This window comes from Thermobacillus composti KWC4 (genome assembly GCF_000227705.2).
GTDB classification, from domain to species: domain Bacteria; phylum Bacillota; class Bacilli; order Paenibacillales; family Paenibacillaceae; genus Thermobacillus; species Thermobacillus xylanilyticus.
This window is the reverse complement of the sequence record NC_019897.1, coordinates 3,080,927-3,106,247: the sequence shown is the minus strand read 5'-3', so window position 1 is coordinate 3,106,247 and position 25,321 is coordinate 3,080,927. Positions and strand designations below refer to the sequence as shown.

General features: G+C 58.3%; 18 protein-coding genes and 2 pseudogenes. 18 read left to right on the top strand and 2 right to left on the bottom strand.

Going from position 1 to position 25,321, the window contains the following annotated elements; genetic code table 11:
• Positions 1-54: 54 nt before the first annotated feature.
• The 8 genes and pseudogenes from THECO_RS14425 to THECO_RS14390 form a co-directional block, all read left to right on the top strand.
• Positions 55-1,128: pseudogene (locus tag THECO_RS14425) on the top strand (IS4 family transposase); the annotation flags it as partial.
• 299 nt (positions 1,129-1,427) lie between these two features.
• A complete protein-coding gene (locus THECO_RS14420) occupies positions 1,428-2,282 on the top strand; it encodes a formate/nitrite transporter family protein (protein ID WP_015255771.1) in 855 nt (284 codons plus the stop codon).
• Complete coding sequence (cobA, locus tag THECO_RS14415; protein WP_015255770.1) at positions 2,279-3,091, top strand: uroporphyrinogen-III C-methyltransferase; 813 nt, start codon at positions 2,279-2,281, stop codon at positions 3,089-3,091. The genes THECO_RS14420 and cobA overlap by 4 nt, the downstream gene beginning before the upstream one ends.
• A gap of 32 nt (positions 3,092-3,123) precedes the next feature.
• Positions 3,124-5,541: a nitrite reductase large subunit NirB gene (nirB, locus tag THECO_RS14410; RefSeq protein WP_015255769.1), complete on the top strand. Its 2,418-nt coding sequence runs from the start codon at positions 3,124-3,126 to the stop codon at positions 5,539-5,541.
• A gap of 24 nt (positions 5,542-5,565) precedes the next feature.
• The gene (gene nirD, locus THECO_RS14405) at positions 5,566-5,898 is read left to right on the top strand and encodes a nitrite reductase small subunit NirD (RefSeq protein WP_015255768.1); all 333 of its coding nucleotides are present in this window, start codon (positions 5,566-5,568) and stop codon (positions 5,896-5,898) included.
• Between the two features lie 9 nt (positions 5,899-5,907).
• Positions 5,908-6,816, top strand: a complete 909-nt coding sequence (locus tag THECO_RS14400; RefSeq protein ID WP_015255767.1) for a LysR family transcriptional regulator — start codon at positions 5,908-5,910, stop codon at positions 6,814-6,816.
• Positions 6,817-6,847: 31 nt separating this feature from the next.
• On the top strand, positions 6,848-7,768 hold the full coding sequence (locus THECO_RS14395) for a LysR family transcriptional regulator (RefSeq protein ID WP_015255766.1): 921 nt from the start codon (positions 6,848-6,850) through the stop codon (positions 7,766-7,768).
• A 20-nt stretch (positions 7,769-7,788) separates the two neighbouring features.
• Positions 7,789-8,616: a uroporphyrinogen-III synthase gene (locus tag THECO_RS14390; protein ID WP_015255765.1), complete on the top strand. Its 828-nt coding sequence runs from the start codon at positions 7,789-7,791 to the stop codon at positions 8,614-8,616.
• A 290-nt stretch (positions 8,617-8,906) separates the two neighbouring features.
• Here THECO_RS14390 and THECO_RS14385 read toward each other — a convergent pair whose 3' ends face one another.
• Positions 8,907-9,527 (bottom strand): SRPBCC domain-containing protein, encoded by a 621-nt coding sequence (locus tag THECO_RS14385; protein ID WP_041853932.1) that lies wholly within the window; start codon positions 9,525-9,527, stop codon positions 8,907-8,909.
• Positions 9,528-9,582: 55 nt separating this feature from the next.
• Complete coding sequence (locus THECO_RS14380; RefSeq protein WP_041853931.1) at positions 9,583-10,335, bottom strand: DNA alkylation repair protein; 753 nt, start codon at positions 10,333-10,335, stop codon at positions 9,583-9,585.
• A 158-nt stretch (positions 10,336-10,493) separates the two neighbouring features.
• On the opposite strand from THECO_RS14380, the gene THECO_RS22600 reads away from it, so the two are divergent.
• The 10 genes and pseudogenes from THECO_RS22600 to THECO_RS14330 all read left to right on the top strand — a co-directional run bounded on the left by THECO_RS22600 (position 10,494) and on the right by THECO_RS14330 (position 25,303).
• A complete protein-coding gene (locus THECO_RS22600; protein WP_015255762.1) occupies positions 10,494-11,024 on the top strand; it encodes a UPF0236 family transposase-like protein in 531 nt (176 codons plus the stop codon).
• 182 nt (positions 11,025-11,206) lie between these two features.
• Positions 11,207-11,673, top strand: a pseudogene (locus THECO_RS21225) (transposase); the annotation flags it as partial.
• A 258-nt stretch (positions 11,674-11,931) separates the two neighbouring features.
• Positions 11,932-13,212, top strand: a complete 1,281-nt coding sequence (locus THECO_RS14365; RefSeq protein WP_015255761.1) for a glycoside hydrolase family 1 protein — start codon at positions 11,932-11,934, stop codon at positions 13,210-13,212.
• Positions 13,213-13,249: 37 nt separating this feature from the next.
• Positions 13,250-15,064, top strand: a complete 1,815-nt coding sequence (gene uidA / locus THECO_RS14360; RefSeq protein ID WP_015255760.1) for a beta-glucuronidase — start codon at positions 13,250-13,252, stop codon at positions 15,062-15,064.
• Between the two features lie 5 nt (positions 15,065-15,069).
• Positions 15,070-16,035 (top strand): ABC transporter permease, encoded by a 966-nt coding sequence (locus tag THECO_RS14355; protein ID WP_015255759.1) that lies wholly within the window; start codon positions 15,070-15,072, stop codon positions 16,033-16,035.
• A gap of 10 nt (positions 16,036-16,045) precedes the next feature.
• Positions 16,046-16,933 carry a carbohydrate ABC transporter permease gene (locus THECO_RS14350; protein ID WP_015255758.1) on the top strand — a complete coding sequence of 296 codons (888 nt, stop codon included), beginning with the start codon at positions 16,046-16,048 and terminating at the stop codon, positions 16,931-16,933.
• 42 nt (positions 16,934-16,975) lie between these two features.
• On the top strand, positions 16,976-19,249 hold the full coding sequence (locus tag THECO_RS14345) for a glycoside hydrolase family 3 C-terminal domain-containing protein (protein ID WP_015255757.1): 2,274 nt from the start codon (positions 16,976-16,978) through the stop codon (positions 19,247-19,249).
• A 117-nt stretch (positions 19,250-19,366) separates the two neighbouring features.
• The gene (locus THECO_RS14340) at positions 19,367-20,917 is read left to right on the top strand and encodes an ABC transporter substrate-binding protein (RefSeq protein WP_015255756.1); all 1,551 of its coding nucleotides are present in this window, start codon (positions 19,367-19,369) and stop codon (positions 20,915-20,917) included.
• A 302-nt stretch (positions 20,918-21,219) separates the two neighbouring features.
• The gene (locus THECO_RS14335; protein WP_332306815.1) at positions 21,220-23,709 is read left to right on the top strand and encodes a glycosylhydrolase-like jelly roll fold domain-containing protein; all 2,490 of its coding nucleotides are present in this window, start codon (positions 21,220-21,222) and stop codon (positions 23,707-23,709) included.
• Positions 23,710-23,728: 19 nt separating this feature from the next.
• A complete protein-coding gene (locus tag THECO_RS14330; protein ID WP_015255754.1) occupies positions 23,729-25,303 on the top strand; it encodes a glycoside hydrolase family 43 protein in 1,575 nt (524 codons plus the stop codon).
• The last annotated feature ends 18 nt before the right edge of the window (positions 25,304-25,321 follow it).

The window sequence follows — 25,321 nt, the reverse complement described above, 5'->3', positions numbered from 1 at the left end:
AATCTGCAGTATTTAAGAGCTTGGGGCTCTGTCCCAAACCCCGGAGTTTTTCGCACATGGCGTTACCGGTGTATTAAAAGAAAACCAGCCGCAAATCGGGACACCGTCTTCATCGTCGACGACTCCATGTTCGAGCGCAACCGCAGCAAAGCCGTCGAGTTGCTGGCCAGATTCAAAGATCATGCTACCGGCGCTTATTACAAGGTCTTTCGCATGCTCACCATGGGATGGTCCGACGGCCATACGTTTCTGCCGCTGGACTTCGCGCTGCTCAGTTCCAGCAAATCTGCCATTAACGGCATGAGCGAGAAGATCGACAAACGGACGAACGGCTATAAGCGACGTCAAGAAGCACTCCTGCCGGCTCCGCAGGTAATCGTATCGATGTTGGATCGCGCGCTTGCCGCTGGAGCCACGGCCTCCTACGTCTTGATGGACAGTTGGTTCACGCACGCGCCCCTCATTGGCGAAATCGTTTCTCGCGGGCTCGACGTGATCGGCATGGTCAAGAACGACAATAAGCGTTTCCTTGTTCAAGGCCGGAAGCTGTCGCTCAAAGAACTATATGCGGCAGCGCCTCCGGTGCAGAGTAAGAAACGGGGCATCCTCCGTTCGATTCAAACCGAGCTTGCCCCCGGCATACCGGTTCGCGTGGTATTCGTCCGTCATCGTACGAAGAAGAATGAATGGCTCGCGGTACTGTCGACGGATCTTTCCCTCTCCGTGGAGGACGTGATCCGCATTTACGGGATCCGCTGGGACATCGAGGTCTTCTTCAAGTGCACCAAGTCGCTGCTTCGTTTGCAGAAAGAGTTTCAAGGCCGCTCCTATGATTTGCTGATTAGCCATACGACCATTGTGTTTTCCCGCTATATTCTGCTGGCCTGGCAGCATCGGCAAAGTACGGATGCCCGCTCGTTCGGCGGCCTGTTTTATGTGTTGTGCGACGAAGTTGGCACGTTGGACTGGGCGATCGCCTTGCAGCAACTGCTCGATCTGATCAACGAAATCGCAACGAAAGCAGGAAAAAAACTTTCGGCTCTGATTCAACGTCAACTCCAGCAATGGATTGCCGCTTTACCCAACTACATTAAGGCTTGTTTGCCCATTTCATACTGCGAAAGTTGAGTTATTGTGAATTGCTTCGCGTTATTTTCAGCCAATCTCCGGTTGTATCTCATCCATGGAAAGCATGATGCCGCCGTGCTTCCCGGCAACATTTATGTAATAAAACATTACACAATAGAATTGAATCACGGCTTATCGGGCCAACAAAGCAGGTTGACACCAGAAACAGACACCCATTATACCCCATAAACAAAATAAAAAGCGAATTTTCTGATATGCGTATTGAAAATCACGACAACAGATCTTATAATCATGTGTAAATAATTATAACACAATAAGGGATAGGAGTGAGAGAGAACATGACGTATGTGAGGCCGGATCTGATCGTGCAGCAGATGGTGGAGGCCGGGGCCAGGAAGGCGGCGCTGCCGGCGCGCCAATTGGTGCTGCGCGGTTTTCTGGGCGGCGCATTGCTGGCTTTCGCCACCACGCTTGCGGTCCAGGTGGCGCTCGAGACGACGCCGATTGTCGGTGCGCTGCTCTTTCCGGTCGGCTTTGTCATGATCGTACTGCTGGGAATGGAACTTGTGACAGGAAACTTCGCGCTGATCCCGCTGGCGGTCAAGGAACGGAAAGCGACGGCCGGCAGCATGCTGGCGGGCTGGGCGTGGGTGTCGGTCGGCCACCTGCTGGGGTGCGCGGTGTACGCCTGTCTGTACGGCATTGCGGTAACGGCGATGGGCAGCAACATGGACGCGGCCATGGCCCAGCGGCTCATCCAGGCGGCGGAAGCGAAGACGATCGCTTACGAGGCGCTCGGGGCGTCCGGATGGGGGATCGTGTTCGTGAAGGCGATCCTGTGCAACTGGATGGTGACGATGGGCGTGGTGATGGGCATGACGTCCAGCTCGACGTCCGGCAAGATCGTCGCCATGTGGCTGCCGATTCTGACGTTCTTCGCGCAGGGTTTTGAACACGCGGTTGTGAACATGTTCGTCATTCCGGCCGGCATGATGCTGGGGGCGGATGTGAGCGCGGCGGATTGGTGGCTGTGGAACCAGATCCCGGTGCTGCTGGGCAACCTGCTCGGCGGGTTCCTGTTCACCGGCATGGCGATGTACGCCGCCCACCGCTCGCGCGAAGCGTCGGCCGTCAAGCCCGCAGCAACCGCCGCCGCCCTGCCGACCGCGGGTCAGGCGGTTGAAGCGAAATGAGCGGCGGACTCGGCAAGGTCTATCTGGTCGGCGCCGGGCCGGGGCACGAGAAGCTGATCACCGTCCGCGGGCTGGAATTGATCCGGGAGGCGGACTGCATCGTGTACGACCGGCTGGCGGGTCCCGCGCTCCTGGATGAAGCAGGCGAGCACGCCGAGCGGATCTACTGCGGCAAATCGCCGCACGGCCACGCGATGAAGCAGGAGGAGATCAACGCGCTGCTGGTGCGGAAGGCGCGGGAAGGGAAGCGCGTCGTCCGGCTGAAGGGGGGTGACCCGTTCATTTTCGGCCGTGGAGGCGAAGAAGCGGCGTACTGCCGGAAGCACGGCGTGCCGATCGAAGTGGTGCCGGGCGTGACGGCGGCCGCCGCGGCCGCAGCCTGGGCCGGCATTCCGCTGACCGACCGGACGGCGGGGGCGGCGTCGGTCGCCCTGATCACCGGGCATCGGCAATGCGGCGAGCCGGCGGTCGACCCGGACCGGCTCAAGAGCCAGGCGACGGCGGACACGCTCGTCATCTATATGGGCATGAAAAACCTCGCGCTCATCTGCGACCTTCTGATGGAAGGCGGCCGACAAGCGGACACGCCGACAGCCATTATCGAGAATTGCACGATGCCCGGACAGCGGACGCTCGTGACGACGCTCGGACATGCAGCGGAGGATGCCGCCCTGGGAGGCTTCAAGGCTCCTTCGCTCGTGGTGATCGGCCGCGTCGTCGACCTGCTCGAACAGATTCACTGGTCGGGCGCAACCGTGCTCTACTCCCGGGACGTCCGCGCGGATGAACCGGTGTACCGGATCGGCTGAAGCCATTTCAATGATAACGGGAGGCATTTCTTATGAGAAAAAAGCTGGTTCTGATCGGCAACGGCATGGCGGGAGTCCGTACGGTGGAAGAGCTGCTCAAAGCTGATCCGAGCCTGTACGAGATCACGATCATCGGCAAGGAGCCGTATCCGAACTACAACCGCATCCAACTGTCCTCGGTGCTGCAGGGCAATAAGAAGATCGATGACATTTTCCTGAACACCTATGAATGGTACAGCCGGAACGGCATCACGCTGCACACCGGCGAGGAAGCGACGCTGATCGACCGGCAGCGGAAACGGGTGCTGACCGACAAAGGCCGGGAAATCCCTTACGACAAGCTGATCGTCGCCACGGGGTCGCTGCCGTTCATGCTACCGCTGCCGGGTGCGGACAAGGAAGGCGTCATCGCGTTCCGCGACATCAAGGATTGCGAGACGATGATGGAGACGGCCCGCCATTACCGGAAGGCGGTCGTCATCGGCGGCGGTCTGCTCGGGCTCGAGGCGGCGAGAGGGCTGCTCAACCTGAAAATGGACGTTACGGTCGTACACATTTTCCACCACTTGATGGAGCGGCAGCTGGACGAGACGGCGGCGATCATGCTGCAGGCGGAACTGGAGAAGCAGGGCATGCGTTTCCTGCTGTCGAAGCAGACGACGAAAATTATGGGCCGCAAGCGGGTGACGGGCGTCATGTTCGCGGACGGCTCGACCGAGAAGGCGGATCTCGTCGTCATGGCGGTCGGCATCCGGCCCAATGTGGAGATGGCCAAGCGAAGCGGCCTCGAGGTGAACCGCGGGATCGTCGTGAACGACTACATGCAGACGAGCGATCCGGACATCTACGCGGTGGGCGAATGCGCGGAGCACCGGGAGATCGTGTACGGGCTGGTGGCGCCGCTGTACGAGCAGGGGCAGGTGCTGGCGAAACATCTCGCCGGCGTGCCGACCGACCCGTACACCGGGTCGGTCACGTTTACCTCGCTCAAGGTGTCCGGCGTGGATGTCTATTCGGCGGGCGAGTTCCGGGACGGAGGCAATACGCGCGCCATCCGCATCCATGATGAGGCCCAGGGCATATACAAGAAAATTCTCGTCCGGGGCAATCGGGTGGTCGGCGCGGTGCTGTTCGGCGACACATCGGACGGGCAGAAGCTTTTCTCCCTGATCCGCAAGCGGGCGGACATCAGCGCGTTCGGCAAGCTCAGTCTGTTCGGCGGCGCCGATGAAGCGGCGGCCGGCACGGATTGGGCGTCCGTGCCCGACGACGAGATGATCTGCGGCTGCAACGGCGTGTCCAAGGGCGTGATCGTGGACGCGATCCGGAACCGGGGCTGCACGACGGTGGAGCAGATCAAAGGCTGCACCAACGCGTCCCGTTCCTGCGGCCGATGCAAGGGCCAGGTGGCGGAGATTCTGCAGCATATGCTCAGCGAGCTCGGCGAGTCCGCGGCAGCGGCGCCGGTCAAGGCGGGCATGTGCGGATGCACGACACTGTCGCATGACGAGGTTCGCCGGGAAATTCGGGCGAAAGGGCTGCGCTCGACCCGCGAAGTGATGCACGTGCTCGGCTGGAGCAATCCGGAAGGCTGCTCGAAATGCCGTCCGGCGCTCAACTACTACCTCGGGATGCTGTTCCCGGAAAATTACGAGGACGAATCGGATTCCCGCTTCATCAACGAGCGGGTTCACGCCAACATCCAGAACGACGGCACGTTCTCGGTCGTGCCGCGGATGTACGGCGGCGTGACGAGTCCGGAACAGCTGCGCAAGATCGCGGACGTGGCGGAGAAATACAACGTGCGCATGGTCAAGGTGACCGGCGGCCAGCGGATCGACCTGCTCGGCGTCAAGAAAGAAGATCTTCCGAAAATCTGGGAAGAACTCGACATGCCGTCGGGCTACGCCTACGGCAAGGCGATCCGGACGGTCAAGACGTGCGTCGGTTCGACGTTCTGCCGGTTCGGCACGCAGGACTCCATCCAGATGGGCATCGACATGGAGCGGAAGTTCGAGCGGCTGTACACGCCGCACAAGGTGAAGATGGCGGTCTCCGGCTGCCCGCGGAACTGCGCCGAGTCCGGCATCAAGGATATTGGCGTGGTCGCCATCGAAGGCGGCTGGGAGATCTACGTGGGCGGCAACGGCGGCGTGGAGCTGCGGGCGGCGGAACTGCTCGTGACGGTCAAGTCGCCGGAGGAAGTGCTCGAATGGTCGGGGGCTTTTCTCCAATATTACCGGGAGAACGCGCAGTACCTGGAACGGACTTCGCACTGGATCGAGCGCGTCGGTCTGAAGCACGTGCAGGATGTGCTGGCCGATCCGGAGACGCGCCGGGAGCTGAACGAACGGCTGGACGTCGCGCTGTCCGTGACGAAGGATCCGTGGAAGGAACGGGTGGAAAACCCCGAGCTCAGAAAGCAGTTCGAACCGATCACGATCGGCTGAGGCGGAGCGAAAGGAGAGAGGACCATGCCCAGATACTGGATCGGAAACGCGGAGGACATTCCGAGATGCGGCGCCAGGTCGGTGTTTCTGAACGGACGCCAGTTCGCGGTGTTCCATTTGTCGGACGGGTCGTTCCATGCGATCGAGAACCGCTGCCCCCACAAGGGCGGTCCGCTGTCGGAAGGCATCGTCAGCGGCAAGTACGTCTTCTGTCCGCTGCATGACTGGAAAATCGATGTGACGGACGGCCGGGTGCAGGCGCCGGACCGCGGCTGCGTACGGACTTATGATGTTGAAATCGAAGGCGGCAAGATCTATATTCTACTCGATGAAGCAAACTGGACAGAAGCGGGATGAACGGCGCGCATGTTGTCGAATTTGAAGATCGATGTTGATCAGATCCGGACGTTCGTATGTGTGGCGGAACATGGCAGCATTTCGAGGGCGGCCGAGGCGATGGGGGTCAGCCCGTCGACCGTGAACAGCCGGATCCGGGCGCTCGGCAAGGAGCTGGACGCGAATCTGGTGGAGCGCTCCGGGAAAGGAGTCGCCCTTACGCCCAAGGGCGAGCTGCTGCTCGGCTACCTGATGCGGTCGCTCGACCTGCTGGAGGAAGGCGCGGCCGAGGTGAAGCGTCTGAAGTCGCGGGAGCAGCCCGCGCTGATTGCGGCGGACGCGGAGATCGGCACCTGGTTCCTGCCGCAGGTGATGGCGCTGTACCGGGAAAAATATCCGGACGTCCACACCAACGTGATGCTTACGGACAGTTCGATCATCATCGATTGGGTCATGAACGGCAAGGTGGACATCGGCCTGATTCAGGGGCCGGTCGTCCACAAGGGGGTCAAGGCGATGAAGATCTGTTCATCGCCCGTGATCCCGGTTTTCTCTCCCCGGCACCCGCTCGCGGACAAGGGGGTGCTCACGGCCCGGGATCTGACGGAGCACCGGCTCATCGCCCCCGGCCAGCCTTCGGATGAATGGGGGCGGATCCGCCAGTGGTTCGCCCGGCAGAAGACGGCGTTTCCTCAGGCGGTGACCGCCGATCATCCGGAGACCATGAAGCAGTTCGTGTACCGGGACATCGGCTACACTTTCAGCCCGCTGCTTGCCGTTCAAGAGGACGTGAAGTCCGGCCGGCTCCGGACGGCTGCCTTGAGGCCGGCGCTCCCGATCCATCGGGACGCCTATATGGTCAGCCACCGGAGCCTCCCGATGCGCCGGGTGGCGGCGCAATTCAGGGATTACTTGCTGCAGGAAGCGTTCGCTTCGTGAACGGCGGGAATCGGCGGGGAGGAGAAGGAAAGTGGACTTGCAGCAACTGACCACGTTTATGGCGGTGTCGTCGGAACGGAGCCTCGTCGGGGCGTCCCGCAAGCTGGGCGTTTCCCAGCCGACGGTGACCGCCCGCATGCAGCAGCTCGAAGAGGAACTGGGCGAGCATCTGATCATCCGTGCCGGACACGAAGCCGTGCTGACCCCTGCGGGCGAAGTGTTCCGCTCCTATGCGGAACGGGCGCTCCAGGTGCTGGCGGCCGGACTGACCCGGCTGCAGCACGAGTCGTTCGAACGTTCCCTGAAGATTGCCGGAACCTCGATGTTCAACACCTGCGCATTGCCGGATCTGCTGGCCCGCTTCGACCGGCAGGAGAACGGGGTGCATATCCAGGTGCTGACCGGCTCGACGCCGGCGATCCTTGAATGGCTGCAGGATCAGGTGGCGGACCTGGGGTTTGTGCACGGCACGGCCGCAAGGCCGCATGTCCGGCTGGTGCCGCTCTACAGCGAGGAGCTTCACCTGTTCGTGCACCGGCTGCATCCGCTCGCGTCCCGGGAAGTGGTATCGCTCCACGATCTGCGGGACGAGACGTTCATCGTCGGCAGGCGCGACGACGACACGCGCGATCTGATCGAGAGCCGGTTCCGGCAGGAGGCGTTCCGGCCGGCGCATGTGATGGAGATGGATCACGTCAGCGGAATGAAGCAGATGCTGCTGGCCGGCATGGGGGCGGCGTTCCTTCCGGAATCCGCCGTCCGCGAAGAGCTCAGGAGCCGCAAGGTGAAGAAGCTCGAGCTCGACGGCTCCCCCCTGATGCAGCGAATCTCGCTCGCGGTGCCCGACCGGTCGTTGAACCCGGTCACCCGCGCATTCGCGGTGTACAGTCACAAGTCGTTCCGGGCGGACCCGCTGCCGCTCGAAGTCCGGCGGCTGCTGGGTCTCGGCTGACGTGAAAGGGGGAGAGAGAGATGCTCAGCCTTGAGGGAAAACAGATCGCGTTTACCGGCGCCCGCAAGCAGGACGAGGTGAAACAGCTGGTGGCCAATTTCGGCGGCGTGGCGCACATCCGGCCCGCCCAGGGGACGATTCTGACCGACGAGGAGGAGATCGGACCGGCGATGCGGCGGGTGATCGCCGAAGGAGCGGACTGGGTGATCTTCACCACCGGTCAGGGGGCGCAGCGGCTGCTGGATGTGGCGCGGCAATCCGACATGCTGTGGGACTGGCTCCGCCTGCTCCGGACGGCCCGGGTGGCCGCCCGCGGCTACAAGACGCGCAAGCTTCTCAAGGAATGGGCGATTTCGCCGGCCGTATCCGACGATGACGGCACATCCGCCGGTCTGATGCGCGCGTTCGGCGAAGCGCCGCAGCTGGACGGACGGAAGGTCGTCGTGCAGCTTCACGGGGAGCGGCCCGAGCGGCTGCTGCGATGGCTGGAGGACAACGGAGCGGTCGTGGAGACACTCATGCCCTATATCCACGTGCCTCCTCCGGAATCCGACATCCGGTCGTTCCTGGAAGAACTGCAGGAGCGGAAATTCGACGCCGTGGCGTTCACGAGCGCGCTGCAGGTGCGCTATCTGTTCGAGATGGCCGGCCGGTTCGGGATGAAGGAGATGCTGCGCAGCCGGCTGTCGGGAGACGTGCTGGCGGCCGCCGTCGGGAAGGTGACGGCGGAGGCGCTGGAAGAGGAAGGGGTGGCGCCGGTGCTCCAGCCTTCCGACCAGCGGATCGGCTCGCTCGTCGTCAAGCTGGCGCGGTATTTTCAGACCGGAAGTTTCGATGAGTCGCAATAGGCATGAAGCGTCAAGGGGACCTGGAATAGCCGGGTTCCCTTTTTTTGGTGCACATATGCACCAGATTCTTGCGCATTGCGCAGATCCCCGGGCCGGATCACTTTCGCCTTGTTCCCGGGCTGCAGGAAAAAGGGCGGCAAAAGAGGCGAACCGCCCGCACGGGGACGGAAGGCAGCCGGCCGATCCGGAGCGGGCGGGAAAACGGCGGAAACCCGGTCAAGGCCGCTACCCGTAAAACGCGCGGACTTTCTCCCAAGCGTTCACCCGGAGATCGATATGGCTGTACTTGTTCACGGCGCTCCCTCCGTTTCCTGTTGGATCCTGCACAGCGCTTCTTCCCAATGCCGCCGCATCAATTCCCGGATATAGACGTCTTCGAGCATTTCCTGATGGATCGCGACGGTCGTCTTGCCCTGGCTCGCGGGCAGGACATACAGCTGCAGCCGGGACGGCCGCTCCCATTCCGGCCGTTTCCAGGTCATCCGCAGCTTGCGGAGCGGCTCGATGACCGTCAGCTTGCCCGTCACGCCTTCCGCGGATGTGAACTCGAATCCTTTCTCCAATCGGAATTCCGGGACGCTACCGATCCAGAGCTTGCGTCCGCCGGAGGAGAGCATGAAGTTCCATATCCGCTCCTTGCTTGCCGCGAGCGTCCGGCGAACGCCGATCTGCACGCCCGCGTCCTTCGTGACGCCGACCGGCGTGCGGCCCAGCCTTTGCCCGTACAGAACGGCCAGCCATTCGCCCCATTCGTCCGTGAGCCGCCAGGTCTCGCAAATATGATTTTTCATCTGATCGTGCGGCCACATCGGGTCGATTTCCCGCTCGAGCCTTGCGATCCACGCCTCCCACGAGACGCCCGTCGCTTCCTTGACAGCCTGTCTGAAAACGGAGCTTGCCACTTCCGCCATCCCTCCTTCGGCCGGTCATGGCTCGATTATAAAACGACAACACGGACACAGGTTGTCAGTGTTGAGATGAACGGCGTGCTGTTCTCGATTTGCGCTTCATGCCGCGCAGCATATTCTTCGTTTCCGCATCGACGCGCAGCGATTCGATGGTTTTCTGCAGCGCCTTGTTGAAGGTGAAGTCGTCCAGCGCATTGTCCTGCAAATACGCCATGGTCCGCTCGGGGGCATGGACATAGCAGACCGAGACGGCCCACGCGACGGCCATTTTGACATAGTAGCCCTCGTGCCGGATGCGGTCGAACCATTGCAGCACGCGGTCGAGATATTCGTCATCCGTGAAATATTGGAGCAGCATGACGACGCCGAAACGAATCTCGTATTCCCGGTCGGAGGCCAGATACGGCTGCAGGAACTCCCATACCCGCTGCTTGTGCTCCTTCGCGAACTTCAGCCCGTTGCAGAAACTGTCGCAGACGGACCAGTTGTCGATGCGCGGCACGAATGCGGCCGCATGGCGCAATTTCTCCTCGAGATCGGCTTTGGCGTAACCGATGACCATCCCCTGCAGCATCGTCTCTTCGAAATAGAGATTGTCGGTGTGCCGGAGATAGGCGCGCCAATCGCCCAAATCGCCTCTCGCGATCGACTTCGCCAGCTTGCGCAGCGCCGGCAGCCGGACGCCCAGGATGCGATCGATGCCGATGTTCGGGATCAGCGACGACGAGAACTTCCGATACTGCTCATCCGCCAATTCCATCAGTTGTGCTCTGATTGTCTGATGATTCACAAAATCCCTCCTGACCGCCATTATAATTGAGTATAGCAATCGAGATACCCGATCAACGATGTGCGGTTAGTGAAAAATCTTCGTGGGTGTAGGAATTGGAAAAAGCGGACATAGAAAAAGAGCTTCTCCCTTGGTAAAGTGATGTTTGTCCACAACACACCAAGAAGGAGGAAGCTCCTGTGAGCCACTTTACCACAACAATACCGACGATGAAAGAGCTGGAGCAATGGATTTTCCGGAAAATGCAGGAGGAATTCGCTCGTGCGATGAAGCAAGTGCTGGAGGCGCTGGATCAGCAGATCCTGGAGCAACGGGACCGAGAGCATTATCGAGTAAAGGACGAGCGTGAAACAAGCGTCAACACGGTGTTTGGGAACGTGCGCTTCAAACGGAGATTGTACTGTGACCGTAGAAGCGGCAAACACGTGTATCTGCGTCAGTGTCAAGCTAGCGTGGGCAGTCATTTAAGATGCTTGGAACGCGAACCCCAAAGGAAACCTCTTCCTTGTAAGCGCTTTGCTTCGTTCTTTCATCAAATAAAAGTGATTTGTCAGAATTTTTCGCCATTATCCGCGAAGAGCTTTGAGTGCCATACCCGTTGTGCTGCTTTGCTTCGGTCCTTGCAGCATGCGAATCATTCCAGCGATACAACCCTTGACTGGTTGCGTCACGTTCTTGAGCAATTGCCGCATGTTTATTGGCTGTTGTGACGTTGCTTGCATACTCGCATGTCCTTCAACCGTTCTTACAACCATGCCGGCTTCTTTCATCCTCATCATTGTCCACAGCATCGCCCTGACGCCTCGCTCACTCCAACTGTACCCGCCGCGCTTCGTCCGCTTGGCGAACACATGTCACAGCCGGGTTATAATTGACCCACCGGCGCCGGAGTTGCCGCGTGCACGTCATGCGCAATATCCTCAGTCAGGTGCCGAAATCGTCCCAAGGGATGGTGTCGGCGATCGTCCGGACCATTTTCGCTCAACCGTCTTACGAGGCAGCCAAAAGCCAATTGCAGCGTGTGGTGGACGAGCTGTCCGGACGTTTTCCGAAAGCGATGGAGATCCTGAAGGAAGCGGAAGAAGACGTACTTGCGTACATGACGTTTCCGAAAGCGCATTGGCAACGAATCCATCGACGAATCCGTTGGAGAGGTTGAACCGTGAAATCCGGCGCCGCACCGATGTGGTAGGGATTTTCCCGAACCGGGATTCAGTGATTCGGCTGGTCGGAGCCATTCTTCTGGAACAGCAGGACGAATGGACTGTTGGCCGACGCTATTTCAGCCTGGAGTCCATGGCGCAACTTACCGGCAAAACCGTTCAACCGCTAGAACCAGTGTCTGTATTACAGAAGTAAAATTAGGTGTACGTCTTTATAGCGGAATTTCCACCACTTGACGGGACACTATCACAGACCTGGCGGGCGATAGGTTCAAAGTGTCTCGCGCATCATGCCCGTGTCATGTTTCTTTTCATTTGTTCATTTGTTTGATAGTCGTGAAAGTGTCAGTCAAGTCGTCGGATTTCTGATAGCTTTGAATGCCGGCAACTCCTTATGATCGTTAACAGAAGCACCGTTTCATCTTGAAACGACTGACTAGGAGGTTTGCCGGTCATGGAATTGCGCTTTCCGGTAGGGTTCCTGTGGGGCGCCGCCACCGCCGCACATCAAGTCGAAGGCAATAACACCAATTCGGATTTTTGGTTGATGGAACAGCTGGAAGGTTCCATGTTTATGGAGCCGTCCGGCATTGCCGTGGATCATTACCGCCTTTACAAAGGAGATATCGGGATGCTGGCTGGGCTCGGACTGAACGCCTACCGGTTCTCCATCGAATGGGCGCGGATTGAACCGGAAGAAGGGCGTTTTGACGAGTCGGCCATCGAACATTACAGGGACATGCTGGTTGCCTGCCGGGTATACGGTGTGACGCCGATCGTCACCCTGCACCATTTTACGTCGCCGCAATGGCTCATCCGGGCGGGTGGCTGGGAATCAGCGGAAACGCCGATGCGGTTTGCCCGTTACTGCGAGTACGTCATGCGGAAGCTGGGTGAGTTCATCCCTTATTCATGCACGATCAATGAAGCCAACATGCCGCTGGCTATCACGAAAATCATGAAACGCCACCAGCTCTCGGAATCGGTTGCCCAGGTTGGCCTCAATACGGAGATCAAAAAAAAAATGGAAACGTATCAGGCGGAGCTCAGCAAAAGTTTCGGCTTGCCCTACGACCGTATCCATCCGTTCCTGTCGCCGCTGTCGGAGAAGGGGATTGAAAATGTCTTCAGGGCACATACAGAGGCAAGAGCCGCCATTCGCAAGTCCAGCCCGCAGACGAAAGTCGGCATCACCCTTTCCCTGTACGACATCCAGTCGGTGCCCGGCGGAGAGGCGCATGCGGAAAAAGCGATGCAGGAAGAGTTTCTGCAATTTATTCCATATCTGAAAGATGACGATTTCTTCGGGTTGCAAAATTACACGCGCATGGTGTACGGTCCCGACGGCATGCTACCTGTTCCCGCCGACGCGGAGAAAACCCAGATGGGGTACGAGTTTTACCCGCAGGGGTTGGAAGCCGTCATACGCTATGTGGCGAAACATTTGGGATTGCCAATTATCGTGACGGAGAACGGCATTGCGACGGACGACGACGATCGTCGCATCGCCTTCATCGACCGCGCGCTTGCGGGCGTGCACGCCTGCATCGCCGATGGCATTCCGGTGAAAGGCTACATGCATTGGTCACTGCTGGACAATTTCGAGTGGCAGCTCGGGTTCTCCAAACGGTTCGGGCTTGTCGCCGTAGACCGTGCAACCCAACGGCGGATTCCGAAACCGAGCGCGTTCCATCTGGGGCGGATCGCCAGGGCGAATGCGTTGATTACGAATTGACTGAACAAAGAGAGCAATCCGCAAGGAGTGAAGCAGCGTGTTATATCCCATCGTGACGGAAACGAGAACGGTCATCGATTTGAGCGGTATTTGGAATTTCAAGCTGGATAACGGCAGCGGCTTTGCGGAAGAGTGGCACAAGGCCCCGCTCAAGGATCCGATCAGCATGGCCGTTCCGGCTTCCTTCAACGACATCGGCGTGACCTCCGACATCCGGAACCACGTCGGTTGGGTCTGGTACGAGCGGGACTTCACGGTGCCGAACCGACTGTTCTCGCAGCGCATCGTGCTGCGATTCGGGTCCGCCACCCACAAGGCGAAAGTGTATGTGAACGGGAATTTGGTTGTGGAACATGCAGGGGGATTCACACCGTTCGAGGCTGAGATCCGCCCGTATTTGCAGAGCGGCAAAAACCGTCTGACGGTGGCGGTAAACAACATCGTGGACGAGACTACGCTTCCAGTGGGCATGTACAGCGAGAGAGAAGTGTCCGGGATCGGGAAGGTGGTCCGAAACTACCCGTACTTTGACTTTTTCAATTATGCGGGTCTGCATCGCCCGGTCAAAATTTACACGACGCCGGATATCTACATCAAGGACGTGGCCGTCGTGACAGACTTTGACGGCACGACGGGCATCGTCCGTTACGAGACGGTCGCCGAAGGCGACGCGGATGTGAAGGTCACCGTTCTGGACCAATCGGGCGACGCTGTGGCTTCGTCGTCCGGCCCATCCGGCGTGGTTCACATCCACAATGTCCGGCTGTGGGAACCGCTGAACGCCTATCTGTACACGCTCCGCCTTGAACTTGTCCGAGACGGTGAAGTCATTGACGTCTACGAACTTCCGTTCGGCGTGCGGACTGTCGAGGTGAAGGACGGTCAGTTCCTGATCAACCGGAAGCCGTTCTATTTCAAGGGCTTCGGCAAGCACGAGGACACGCCGATCAGCGGAAGGGGGTTCCACGAAGCGGCCAATGTGATGGATTTCCGGTTGATGAAATGGATGGGCGCCAACTCTTTCCGGACTGCCCATTATCCCTATTCGGAAGAATTGATGAGGCTGGCGGACCGGGAGGGCTTCGTCGTCATTGACGAAGTGCCGGCCGTCGGCATGCATTTGAACATGAACGTCATGCTCCACTACGGAAACGCGAGAAAAACCTGGGAAGAGCTCAAGACGCAGGACCATCACCGGGACGTCATCCGGGAGCTGATCGCCCGCGACAAAAACCACCCGTGCGTGGTCTTGTGGTCCATCGCCAACGAGCCGGCTTCCGAAGAAGAAGGCGCTTATGAATATTTCCGGCCGCTCGTGGAGCTGGCGAAGGAGCTCGATCCGCAGAAACGGCCCGTGACGATCGTCACGCAAATCCGAGCGACGCCGGAGCACGACAGGGTGGCCGACCTGGTCGATGTGCTGGCTTTGAACCGATATTACGGCTGGTATGTGCACGGCGGCGAATTCGAGATGGCCAAGATGATGCTCCGCCAGGAATTGGACGGCTGGCGCAAACGCTGCCCGGACAAGCCGATCATCATGACGGAATACGGAGCGGATACGATCGCCGGACTGCATGACGTGGATCCGGTCATGTTCACGGAGGAATTCCAGGTGGAGTTCCTTCGTGCAAACCACGACGTCTTCGACGCATGTCCCAATCTCGTAGGGGAGCACGTCTGGAACTTCGCCGATTTCCAGACGAGCCAGAGCATCATACGGGTGCAAGGGAACAAGAAAGGAGTCTTCACGCGGGACCGCAAACCGAAATACGCCGCCCATGAATTACGCAAAAGATGGCTGTCCATTCCGGATTTCGGATACAAATCAGCAACAGGCAGGAAGGGGTGAAATGCATGAATCCGGCGATGACAGCATCCGGCCGACCGGAAGTGCAGAAAGAGAAGAAAAAGAAGAACCGTTACTCGACATATTCTGCTCTTTTGATCATGATGGTTCCGGGGCTTCTCTATCTGTTGATCAACAACTATTTGCCCATGTTCGGCATTTTCATCGCATTCAAGAAGGTCAACTTCGCCAAAGGCTTTTTCAAGAGCGAATGGGTCGGCTTCGACAATTTCGAATACTTGTTCAAAACGGCGGACGCTTACATCATCACGCGGAACACGATTCTGTACAACCTGGTGTTCATCGTGGTCGGCACCGTCCTGGCCATCACGTGCGCCATTTTGCTGAATGAGATCAAGAACAAAGTGATCTTGCGAACGTATCAGGCCATCATCACGATGCCGCACCTGATCTCCATGGTCATCGTCAGTTACCTGGTGTACGCCTTCCTGAGCGCGGAGAGCGGATTCATGAACCGGGCCATACTCCCGCTGTTTGGAATCGAGGAGGGCATTTCATGGTACACGGAACCGAAATATTGGCCGTTCATTTTGACGTTCGTCCATTTCTGGAAAAGCGTCGGCTATTCCAGCATCGTCTACTTCGCCTCGCTGCTTGGCATTGACGAAGAATTTTACGAAGCGGCCCGAATCGACGGCGCCAGCCGCTGGAAACAGATCACGCACATCACGATTCCACTGATGATGCCGGTCATCATCATGATGACGCTGCTTGCTGTGGGGCGCATCTTCTATTCCGATTTCGGCCTGTTCTACCAGGTGCCGCTCAACTCCGGTCCCCTGTTTGAAACGACGACGACCATTGACGTTTACGTGTTCCGGGGGTTGGCGGGCTCGGGCGACATCGGCATGTCCACCGCGGCTGGTGTCTATCAATCGATCGTCGGCTTCATCTTGGTTCTTTTGGCGAATTATCTGGTGCGCCGCTACAGCAAGGACCATGCGTTGTTCTAGGGAGGCGACCATGTTGAAAAACGAAAGCAGAGTGCTGTCCATCATCAGTCATGTAACGTTCTTGGTGTTTTTGGCGGTGTGCATCCTCCCGTTCATACTGCTCGTTTCGGCTTCCCTGACGGATCAGACGGCCATCTTGGTGCACGGGTATTCGTTCATTCCGAGTGTGTTCAGCACGGCGGCCTATGAATATTTGTTTGCGAGAGGAACGGACATTTTACGCGCTTACGGTGTGACGGTGTTCATCACCGTCGTCGGCACGGCCATCGGCCTTGCGGTCTGCGTGCTGCTGGCCTACCCGCTGTCCAGGAAGGAAACACCGCACCGCAACCTGATCATGTTTCTCGTCTTTTTCACGATGCTGTTCCATGGCGGGCTTGTCCCTTGGTACCTGGTGTGGACGCAACTGTTCGACATCAAGAACACGATCTGGGCGCTGGTGTTCCCCGGTCTTTTGACGAACGGCTTCTACATCATGCTGATGCGGACCTTCTTCCAAAACACGATCCCGAACGACCTGATCGAATCGGCACGGCTGGACGGCGCCAGCGAGTACCGCATCCTGTGGTCGGTGGTGGTGCCGCTTTCCACGCCGGTGCTCGCGACCATCGGCCTTTTTACGGCGATCATGTACTGGAACGATTGGCAGAACGGGATGATCTACATCACCAATCCAAAATTGTTCAGCATTCAAAACCTGTTGCAACGCATCATGCAGGACATTCAGTTCATCAACGCCAATCTGGGCGACAGAGCCGACAGCGCGCTGCAGCAAATGCCGTCCGAGTCGGTCAGGATGGCGATCGCGGTGATCGGGTCGCTGCCGATCTTGCTGGCCTATCCCTTTTTCCAGAAATACTTCGTGAAAGGCATCATGATCGGTGCGATCAAAGGCTGACGGCGTCTGTCGCAACATGAAAGGAGGAGACTGTGAAAAAACATGCCGCGCGATTTGAAAAAGCTCATTTCGGAGATGACACTGGAAGAGAAAGCCGGTTTGTGTTCGGGACTGAATTTCTGGCGGACGAAACCGATCGAACGGCTCGGGATCCCGTCGATCATGATGACGGACGGCCCGCACGGCCTGCGCAAACAGCAGGAAGACGACGGCGACCATCTCGTCATCGGCGACAGCGTCCCGGCCACCTGCTTCCCGTCGGGCGCCGGTCTTGCCGCATCCTGGAACCGTGAATTGGTGGAAAAAGTCGGGGAAGCCCTCGGCAGGGAATGCCGGGCACACGGGGTCAGCATCCTGCTCGGCCCCGCGATGAACATCAAACGGTCGCCGCTTTGCGGCAGAAATTTCGAATATTTTTCCGAGGATCCGTATTTGACCGCCAAAATGGCCGCCAGCCACATTCGCGGCGTGCAAAGCCAGGGCGTCGGAACGGCGGCCAAGCATTATGCAATGAACAATCAGGAACACCGGCGGATGAACGTCGACGCCATCGTCGATGAGCGGACGCAGCGCGAAATCTACCTGGCGGGATTCGAAGGGGCGGTCAGGCAAGCCCAACCGTGGGCTGTGATGGCGGCCTACAACAAAGTCAACGGCACGTACGCCACGGAAAACAAAACCTTGCTGACCGACATCCTGCGGGAGGAATGGGGATTCGAAGGATTCGTCGTGTCGGACTGGGGCGCGGTCAACGACCGCGTGGCCGGCTTGGCCGCCGGCCTCGACCTGGAAATGCCGGGTAACGGCGGATACAGGGACAAAAAAATCGTGGAAGCGGTCAAAAGCGGCCTTTTGCCGGAAGAACTGCTGGACCGGGCAGTCGAGCGGATATTGAACATCGTGTTCAAGGCCGCCGATGCCCAACAAGTCAATGTCTCTTTCGATCCGGACGAGCACCATCGGCTGGCCCGCTTCGTCGCCGCGGAGTGCATGGTGCTGCTGAAAAACGAGGACGGCATTCTTCCGCTGAAAAAACATGGGCGGATCGCCGTTATCGGTGAGATGGCGAAAAAACCTCGCTATCAAGGCGGGGGTAGTTCGCACGTCGTTCCGACAAAACTCGACATCCCCTTTGATGAAATGGAGGCCATTGTACAAGGCGGAGCGGAATTGGTCTACGCGCAAGGGTATGAACTGGACAAGGATGAACCGAACGAAGTCATGGTCGAAGAAGCGGTCCGCGCGGTGGAAAGCGCGGATGTGGCGGTCATCTTCGCCGGCCTGCCGGACCGCTATGAATCGGAAGGCTACGACCGGAAGCATATGCGGCTGCCGGACAACCACAATCGGCTGATCGAGGCGGTGGCAGCCGTCCAGCCGAATGTCGTCGTCGTACTAAGCAACGGTTCCCCCGTGGAAATGCCATGGATCGGGCAGGTGAAAGGAGTGCTGGAAGCCTACCTGGGCGGTCAGGCAGCCGGCGGCGCCATCGCGGACTTGCTGTTCGGCGAATCCAATCCGTCCGGCAAACTGGCGGAGACGTTCCCGAAATCGCTCCGGCACAACCCTTCATACCTGAATTTCCCCGGGGAAAGCGACCGGGTCGAATACCGGGAAGGGCTGTTTGTCGGATACCGCCACTACGAAGCCAGAGGGATCGAGCCGCTGTTTGCGTTCGGCCACGGGCTCAGCTACACCACCTTTGAATACACGGAGATTTCCCTGGACAAGCGGGAGATGACGGACCGCGAAACGCTTCGGGTCTGCGTGAAAGTGAAAAACACGGGTAACCGGGCCGGCAAGGAAGTGGTTCAGCTTTACGTGCGCGATACGGCCAGCAGCGTGACGCGTCCGGAGAAAGAGTTGAAAGGGTTTCAGAAAGTGTCGCTTGAACCCGGAGAAGAGAAGACGGTCGAGTTTGCGCTGGACAAGCGGGCGTTTGCCTATTACAACACCGATTTGCGCAACTGGCACGTGGAGACCGGCGAATTCGAGATTCTTGCCGGGGGATCTTCCGACAGAATTGCGTTGAAGGCGGTTGTTCACGTCACGTCCACGGAAGCGGTGAAAAAGACTTTTACCCCCAATTCGACGTTGGGCGATTTGCTGGCTGATCCTGCGGGCGCTCAAGTAATCCAGGCCATGATCCAGCGGATGAATTCCGGGTGGCCAGTGATCGACGAAGAAACGCAGATGATGATGAACGCCGTCATGCTGGACATGCCGCTCAGAAGCCTGGTCGCCTTTAGCGGCGGCGCGTTCACGGAAGAGATAATGAACGGCATCCTGCGGCAATTGAACGGGAATGTTTCCTGATCGCCATAGTCTTGAAAACGTTATAGAAATGTCGGAAAAACGTTAGATGATCCCGGCTGCCAATCGATATCATGGGTGCAAACAGCAAAAGAGGGTTGCAAGGGGGAGACACGAACGATGAAGAAATCCGGTGTTCTCAGCTTGTTGTTGATTGTCGTCATGATTGTTGCCTTGCTTGCGGCCTGCTCCTCGGGCCAGAATGCCGGCGGCGGCTCGGACGGTTCGGTTTCGGCCCCCCGCGAGACGGGCTCCGGAGAGCCGAGCGCCGCGGCGGATGAGACGGCCCGGGATCTGGAGCCGTACGAGATCACGATGGCGATGCCGGTTTTCGGCGCAATTCCTGCGGACATGGACGAAGTGGCGGCGGAAATCAGCAAAATCGCAAAGGCCAAAATCAACGCCACGGTCAACATCCTGCCCATCAGCATTGGCGCCTGGCAGCAGCAAATGAACCTGATGATGTCGGGCAGCGAGAAGCTGGATCTGGCTTTCGTGTTCGGGCAGGGGTACGCCAGCCAGGTGGCTTCCGGCAAGTTGCTGCAGCTCGATGAGCTCCTTGCTAAATATGGGCAAGGCATCGTGAATGCCGTCGGACCGGATTTTTTGGAAGCCGCGGCCATTGAAGGGAAGATTTACGGTGTACCAACGCTTAAAGATTATGCCTTCAACTCTGGATTCATCATGCGAAAAGACCTTGCCGAAAAATACGGCATCGACATGTCTTCCATCAAGACTTTGGATGACGTGGAGAAGGTGCTCCAGACGATCAAGGACAACGAACCGGGCATGACCCCGTTGGCCGCCGGATTGCAAACGCCCTTGCACGGGAATGTCACCTATGACGACCTGGGCGACGGATACGGCGTCTTGCCGGGTTTTGACAACGGCTTGCAAGTGGTCAATTACTATGAGACGGACGAATATGCCGATTTCGTGAAACGGATGCGTCGGTGGTTTCAGGCCGGTTACATCAGCAAGGACGCTGCCACTTCACAGGTTCCCGCCGCCGAGCAGGTCAAAGCTGGCAAAGCGGCCGGATATTTGGCGCTGATGAAACCGGGTTTTGAACAGCAAGAAGCCAGAATAACTGGCACGGAAATGGTGTCGGCGGTATTGACGCCCGCCTATTCTACGACTTTAAAAATCACCACCGCCTTGTGGACCATAGCCCACCATTCGGAAAACCCGGAGCGGGCCATGATGTTCCTCAATCTTATGTACACCGACAAAGATATCGTCAATCTGCTGCTGTGGGGCATCGAGGGCAAACACTACGTCAAAGTGTCGGACAATGTCATCGACTATCCCCCGGGTGTGGACGCCAAGAACGTCGGATATGTGACGCCGGGCAACTGGATAATCGGCAACGCATTCCTGGGCTATACCTTCGTCAATGAAGATCCGGATCTTTGGGTCAAAATGAGGCAATTCAATGAACAGGCAATCAAATCGAAAGCGCTTGGTTTTGCATACAACCCGGAACCGGTCATGAACGAATTGACGGCCTTGCAAAACGTGATGGACCAGTACAAGAAAGTGCTGGAAACCGGCACGGTTGATCCCGACGAAAAATTGCTGGAATTTATTTCCAAGCTCAAAGCCGCCGGCATCGACAAGGTGATTGCGGAGAAACAAAGCCAGCTGGACGAATGGGCGGCAAACAAATAACACGAGCCTCCGGGGCAAACCCGGTGGGACAAGGAAAAGCTATCGCGCGGATTTCCGCCGCAGTGACCGAGCGCTGCGGCGGTTGCCGCATACGGTGGCTTTTGCCGCAACATCGGCGCCTGCCCGTGAACAGACCAGTGAAAGGGGAAGTGAACGCACGTATGACATCGAGATTGATCGACGTAATGTCGGGAAAAACAGACAATTACATTCTGCCTTTCCTGTGGGTACGTGGGGAAGAAGAAGCCGTTATCAGGGAAGAAATGGCCCGCATATACGCAGCGGGGATCCGGGCGGTTTGCGTGGAAGCCAGGCCCCATCCGGATTATCTCGGCCCGAAATGGTGGCGGGACATGGACATCATCATGGAAGAAGCGAGAAAGCGGGGCATGCGGGTCTGGGTCCTGGATGACGACCACTTTCCGACGGGCCATGCGGCGGGCCGCCTGAAAAACGCGCCGAAGGAGCTGCGCCGCCTTTTCATCTACGAAACTCATATCGATGCCATCGGACCGCAGGACCATTCGTCGTTTTTCGTGGCGCCGATGCCCCATCATCCCCGGCTCGGCGGCGGCGGGACGCTGATGGCGGTGGTCGCGGTCAAACGCGATCCGGCCACGGGCGAATTGACGGAAGAAACGGCGGATTTGACCAGTCGGGTCAAAAACGGTTTCCTGCATTGGGATGTGCCGGAAGGCCATTGGCGCATCTTTTCCCTGATCGAGACGGAGCACGGCGGTGATCCGTCGAAGAGCGATTACATCAACTACATTGACGCCAATTCCGTCCGGGTGTTGATCGATACGGTCTACGAAGCGTTTTACTGCCGCTATAAAGAGAATTTCGGCAAGACGTTTGCGGGCTTTTTCTCTGACGAACCCGGATTCTACAACGACAAGGAGACCTTCGATTTTGAATCCCGGCTCGGGAAACCGGACGTGACGTTGCCGTGGAGCAGGGAGATGCCGGCCGTGCTGGAGAAGTCCTTCGGGCCCGAATACAAACAATTTCTGCCTTTTCTCTGGCATCAAGGCGGTCCGATGATGCGGAAGATGCGCTATGCGTATATGGATGCGGTCAGCCTGCTTTTTGCGAAAAACTTCACCGCCCAAATCGGGGATTGGTGCCGGGCGCGCGGCGTCGAATACATCGGCCACATCCTAGAGGACAACAACGTCCATGCCCGGCTCGGATGCGGTGCGGGGCATTTCTTCCGGGCGCTGGAGGGGCAGGACATGTCCGGGCTCGACGTTGTCCTCTGGCAGCTCAAACCCGGATTTGACGACGTGCCCTACCGGGGCTTTCTGCACGAATATGATGCCGAGTTTTTCTTTTACGGGTTGGCCAAGATGGCCGTTTCGCTGGCCCACGCCGATCCCAAGAAGAAAGGGCGGACGGTGGCCGAAGTGTTCGGCGCCTTCGGTTGGGCGGAAGGGTTGAAACTGATGAAATGGATGACCGACCACATGTTGGTCAGAGGCGTCACCCATTTTGTCCCCCATGCCTTCTCGCTCAGGGAATTTCCCGATTGGGACTGCCCGCCCCACATGTATGCCAGGGGCAGAAATCCGCAGTATCGGTACTATAAATATTTGAATGCCTACACCAATCGATTGAGCCACCTGTTGTCGGGCGGAATCCATGTCGCGACGGCGGCCGTGCTGTATCACGCGGAAGCGGAGTGGTCAGGGACGTGCATGCATTTCCACAAACCGGTCAAAACGCTGATGAAAGCCCAGATCGACTGCGACGTGCTTTCCTGCGACATGCTTCTGGACCGTGTTTCGGTTCAAAATGGCAAGCTTGTTCAGCAGAATGAGTCGTACGACTGCCTGATCATCCCGTACTGCGAAGCGCTGCCGGGCCGAGTGCTGCTGCGCATCCTCGAGCTGGCGGAGCAGGGAGTGCCGGTCTTCTTCATTAACGGTTTGCCACAGGCAACAAGCGACGGACAGGCGGATGCAGATGTTCTTCATTGCCTTTCCGCATGCGGACGGATCGAGGTCGTTCAGCTGGACGGTCTCGTTCCGCGGCTGAAAGAGGCCGGGTTTTATGACATCCGCGTCGAAGGGCAAGAGCCGCACTTGCGTTTTTATCACGCCAAATATCCGGACATGGACGTCTTTCTGTTTTTCAACGAGCACCCGCTTCGTGAAATCGACACCGAAGCCGAACTGCCGGTTGCGGGCCGGGCGCTTCTTTACGACGCCTATGACAACAAACTATATGAAGCGGACGGCGTGCAGGACGGACGGGTTGTGCGCGTAAAGCTGAACTTGTCTCCAATGGAGGCCATGGTCGTCATCGCCGGCCCGGCGCTGGACGGTTTGCCCGCTGAAAAAAGGGTGGCTTCCGGCTGTCTGTACACGGCCATTGACGGACCCTGGCTTGTGGAAACGGCGACGGCCGTCCAATATCCGGCATTCACGCCGCGAAAAGAGATTGCCGCATTGACGGATTTGAGCCGGGACGACGAGTTCGCCTCCTTCTCCGGAACGTACCGGTACACGACCAAATTCCATTGGTCGCCGGAGGCGGGACAGCTCGCCGTGCTCGATATCGGCCGGGCCTTCGAGACAGCGGAAGTTTTCGTCAACGGCTTGTCCGCCGGTGTCCGCATTTCCGCGCCTTACCGGTTTGACATTAGCGGACTCGTCCGGGAAGGGAAAAACACGCTGGCGATCGAAGTGACGACCACACTTTTCAACGAAGTGAAAGATTTCATGTCGCGTCCGGCGCAACTTGAACCAGGAGGTCTGCTTGGACCCGTCAAATTGTATGTGCTAGGGTGATTGAAAGGAGGCACATGCCGTGAAAACATTCAAAAATCCGGTCATTCCCGGATTTTACCCGGATCCGAGCGTTTGCCGGGTTGGCGGCGACTATTACCTGGTGACGAGTTCCTTCGAGTATTTCCCGGGCGTCCCCATTTTTCACAGCAAAGACCTGGTGAATTGGCACCAATTGGGACATGTTTTGACACGGGAAAGCCAGCTTCCGTTGGCTCGCCGTCACCGGCCGGGGTTTTCGCAGGGCATTTTTGCGCCCACCCTTCGGTATCACAACGGCCGTTTCTACATGATCACGACAAACATGTCCATCAGCAAAAACTTCTTCGTGTGGGCCGAGTGGCCGGAAGGCCCCTGGTCGGACCCCGTTTACATCGAAGGGTGGGAAGGCATCGATCCGTCCCTGTTTTTCGATGATGACGGCAAGGTTTACATTACGGGCACGCAGGGGTTTCAGGGGGAACCGGAAGGCATCTACCAGGCGGAAATCGATCTTGAAACCGGCAAGCTGCTGAGCGAAAGAAGATGGATCTGGGGAGGAACTGGAGGCAGCTATCCGGAAGGGCCGCATTTGTACAAAATCAACGGCTGGTATTATTTGATGATCGCGGAAGGCGGCACGGAGTACGGCCACATGGTCACAATCGCTCGCAGCCGAACTCCGTACGGTCCGTACGAAAGCAACCCGAACAATCCGATCCTTTCGAACCGGAGCACGTCCAAACCGATTCAAGCCACCGGACATGCGGATTTGGTGCAGGCCGAAGACGGCAGCTGGTGGGCTGTCTTTCTCGGCATTCGACCCATCCCGTTCACGAAACGCCACAATCTTGGGCGCGAGACGTGTCTGGCACCGGTGTGGTGGACTGAAGAAGGGTGGCCGGTGATCGGAAATAACGGGAAGGCGGAACTGGAGCACGATGCCGGGAATTTGCCGGTCGGAGAACCCGCAGCGTGGAATCCGCGGGACGACTTCGACGGCCAAGAGCTTTCGCCGGTCTGGGTGTTTTACCGCAATCCCACGCCCGGTTCCTGGTCGCTGGCGGAGCGTCCGGGATGGTTGACGCTTAGGGGGCAGGCCGCCACTCTGAATGACACCGGGTCGCCGGCTTTCGTCGGGCGCCGGCAGCAGCACAGAAATTGCGAAATCATGGTCCTGATGGAGTTTGAACCCTACGAAGAAGGCGAAGAAGCCGGGCTTGTGGTGTTCATGAACGAGCTTTTCCATTATGAAATTGTCAAAACGTTCGAAGGGGGAACATCCAAGCTGGTGCTGCGCCGCCGGGTCGGCAGCATGCGTCAGACGGATGCGGAGATCGAGTATAAAGATCCCGCCGTGATTCTCGGCGTGAAGGCCGACGATTATTCATACACGTTCTTTTACGCCCGGCCCGGGGGAGAACCCGTGGAGCTGGGAGAAGGGGAAACGGCCTTCCTGACGTCGGAAGTCGCCAACGGATTCACGGGCGTGGTCATGGCGATGTATGCGACGGGCAACGGGAAAACGTGCCGGTCACCCGCCCATTTTGATTACTTCCATTATCGCCAGCTGGAAGAACGGACCGTGGATGCAATTTCCCTGAAGGAATCATTGTAATCGGCCGGTTCGGTGGTA

Bases quoted from the DNA above. Each gene is read 5' to 3' on its own strand.
- THECO_RS14380 (WP_041853931.1), bottom strand. From the start codon at position 10,335: ATGGCGGTCAGGAGGGATTTTGTGAATCATCAGACAATCAGAGCACAA.
- THECO_RS14420 (WP_015255771.1), top strand. From the start codon at position 1,428: ATGACGTATGTGAGGCCGGATCTGATCGTGCAGCAGATGGTGGAGGCC.
- cobA (WP_015255770.1), top strand. From the start codon at position 2,279: ATGAGCGGCGGACTCGGCAAGGTCTATCTGGTCGGCGCCGGGCCGGGG.
- THECO_RS14340 (WP_015255756.1), top strand. From the start codon at position 19,367: ATGAAGAAATCCGGTGTTCTCAGCTTGTTGTTGATTGTCGTCATGATT.
- THECO_RS14350 (WP_015255758.1), top strand. From the start codon at position 16,046: ATGTTGAAAAACGAAAGCAGAGTGCTGTCCATCATCAGTCATGTAACG.
- nirD (WP_015255768.1), top strand. From the start codon at position 5,566: ATGCCCAGATACTGGATCGGAAACGCGGAGGACATTCCGAGATGCGGC.
- THECO_RS14385 (WP_041853932.1), bottom strand. From the start codon at position 9,527: ATGGCGGAAGTGGCAAGCTCCGTTTTCAGACAGGCTGTCAAGGAAGCG.
- THECO_RS14400 (WP_015255767.1), top strand. From the start codon at position 5,908: ATGTTGTCGAATTTGAAGATCGATGTTGATCAGATCCGGACGTTCGTA.
- nirB (WP_015255769.1), top strand. From the start codon at position 3,124: ATGAGAAAAAAGCTGGTTCTGATCGGCAACGGCATGGCGGGAGTCCGT.
- THECO_RS14365 (WP_015255761.1), top strand. From the start codon at position 11,932: ATGGAATTGCGCTTTCCGGTAGGGTTCCTGTGGGGCGCCGCCACCGCC.
- THECO_RS14345 (WP_015255757.1), top strand. From the start codon at position 16,976: ATGCCGCGCGATTTGAAAAAGCTCATTTCGGAGATGACACTGGAAGAG.
- THECO_RS14390 (WP_015255765.1), top strand. From the start codon at position 7,789: ATGCTCAGCCTTGAGGGAAAACAGATCGCGTTTACCGGCGCCCGCAAG.
- THECO_RS14355 (WP_015255759.1), top strand. From the start codon at position 15,070: ATGAATCCGGCGATGACAGCATCCGGCCGACCGGAAGTGCAGAAAGAG.